Consider the following 2,239-nt stretch of genomic DNA (forward strand, 5'->3'; position numbering starts at 1 on the left):
AGCTCGTTTATCAGCTCCCCGAGGCTTATCGCAGATTACGACGTCCTTCTTCGGCTCCAGATGCCAAGGCATCCACCGTTTGCTCTTAGAAACTTGAAATCACATGAGTTATAGAAACCACCACCCCGAAGGATGATGGTGACCAATGATAAGTCAGCACCCCCCCGAAGGAGGATGCAGAACAAATCTTGTGATCGACCCCGAAGGGTCAATCTAAGATGCTCGCGTCCACTATGTAGTTCTCAACAGACGACCAGAGCCCCCACCCCCAACCAGCAACCGCCGGCGACGATGAAGACCTGACGGGGAACCAAACCCCGACCCGCACCCCCGAAGAGGCACCCAGGCCATGTCCGGTCCCTCAGGACCCAACAGCGTGCACGCACCACCCCCGCCGACCCCGAACCGTTCCAACCACCGAAGCGGCGTACTAGACCCAGAACCCTTGCGAGCGATGCCTATGTCAATGTTCCACCCATGAGCTCACCGACCAGGGACGTTCGCCCTGGAACCGGCATGCACTGCACACCCCCGAAAGGGTGCGAGTTGCTCCTTAGAAAGGAGGTGATCCAGCCGCACCTTCCGGTACGGCTACCTTGTTACGACTTAGTCCTAATCACCGATCCCACCTTCGACGGCTCCCTCCACAAGGGTTAGGCCACCGGCTTCGGGTGTTACCGACTTTCATGACTTGACGGGCGGTGTGTACAAGGCCCGGGAACGTATTCACCGCAGCGTTGCTGATCTGCGATTACTAGCGACTCCGACTTCATGAGGTCGAGTTGCAGACCTCAATCCGAACTGAGACCGGCTTTTTGGGATTCGCTCCGCCTTACGACATCGCAGCCCTTTGTACCGGCCATTGTAGCATGCGTGAAGCCCAAGACATAAGGGGCATGATGATTTGACGTCATCCCCACCTTCCTCCGAGTTGACCCCGGCAGTCTCACATGAGTCCCCACCATAACGTGCTGGCAACATGCGACGAGGGTTGCGCTCGTTGCGGGACTTAACCCAACATCTCACGACACGAGCTGACGACAACCATGCACCACCTGTAACCGAGTGTCCAAAGAGTCCCCTGTTTCCAGGGTGTTCTCGGTCATGTCAAGCCTTGGTAAGGTTCTTCGCGTTGCATCGAATTAATCCGCATGCTCCGCCGCTTGTGCGGGCCCCCGTCAATTCCTTTGAGTTTTAGCCTTGCGGCCGTACTCCCCAGGCGGGGCGCTTAATGCGTTAGCTACGACACGGAAACCGTGGAAAGGTCCCCACATCTAGCGCCCAACGTTTACGGCGTGGACTACCAGGGTATCTAATCCTGTTCGCTCCCCACGCTTTCGCTCCTCAGCGTCAGTAAGTGCCCAGAGACCTGCCTTCGCCATCGGTGTTCCTCCTGATATCTGCGCATTCCACCGCTACACCAGGAATTCCAGTCTCCCCTACACCACTCAAGTCTGCCCGTACCCACCGCACGCCTCAGGTTGAGCCTGAGGATTTCACGGCAGACGCGACAAACCGCCTACGAGCTCTTTACGCCCAATAATTCCGGACAACGCTCGGACCCTACGTATTACCGCGGCTGCTGGCACGTAGTTAGCCGGTCCTTTTTCTGCAAGTACCGTCAAGGAGCAAGCTCCCCTTCTTCCTTACTAAAAGCGGTTTACAACCCGAAGGCCGTCATCCCGCACGCGGCGTTGCTGCATCAGGCTTGCGCCCATTGTGCAATATTCCCCACTGCTGCCTCCCGTAGGAGTCTGGGCCGTGTCTCAGTCCCAGTGTGGCCGGTCACCCTCTCAGGCCGGCTACCCGTCGACGCCTTGGTGAGCCATTACCTCACCAACAAGCTGATAGGCCGCGAGTCCATCCCAGACCGAAAAAACTTTCCACCAACCCCCATGCAGGAGAAGGTCCTATCCGGTATTAGCTCCGATTTCTCGGGGTTATCCCAGAGTCCAGGGCAGGTTACTCACGTGTTACTCACCCGTTCGCCACTAATCCACCCAGCAAGCTGGGCTTCATCGTTCGACTTGCATGTGTTAAGCACGCCGCCAGCGTTCGTCCTGAGCCAGGATCAAACTCTCCAAAAAAGAATCCAATCCATGGCGAGATCAGGAACAATCAAACTGACTGTCCATCATCAACCAAAGAAATATCCCACCTGCCGAAGCAGGACGGGGTTCAAAAAAATGGCATTGAACATAGTGCACGCTGTTGAGTTCTCAAGGAACGGACGCACCCG

Annotated in this window: 2 rRNA genes; both read right to left on the reverse strand. The window is 56.6% G+C overall.

The window, feature by feature from the left end:
• A 23S ribosomal RNA gene (locus ABME02_RS18385) occupies positions 1-99 on the reverse strand; the annotation flags it as partial.
• A gap of 458 nt (positions 100-557) precedes the next feature.
• Positions 558-2,087: ribosomal RNA gene (locus ABME02_RS18390) — 16S ribosomal RNA — on the reverse strand.
• Between the last annotated feature and the right edge of the window lie 152 nt (positions 2,088-2,239).

Source organism: Agromyces zhanjiangensis (assembly GCF_040496055.1).
Taxonomy (GTDB): domain Bacteria; phylum Actinomycetota; class Actinomycetes; order Actinomycetales; family Microbacteriaceae; genus Agromyces; species Agromyces zhanjiangensis.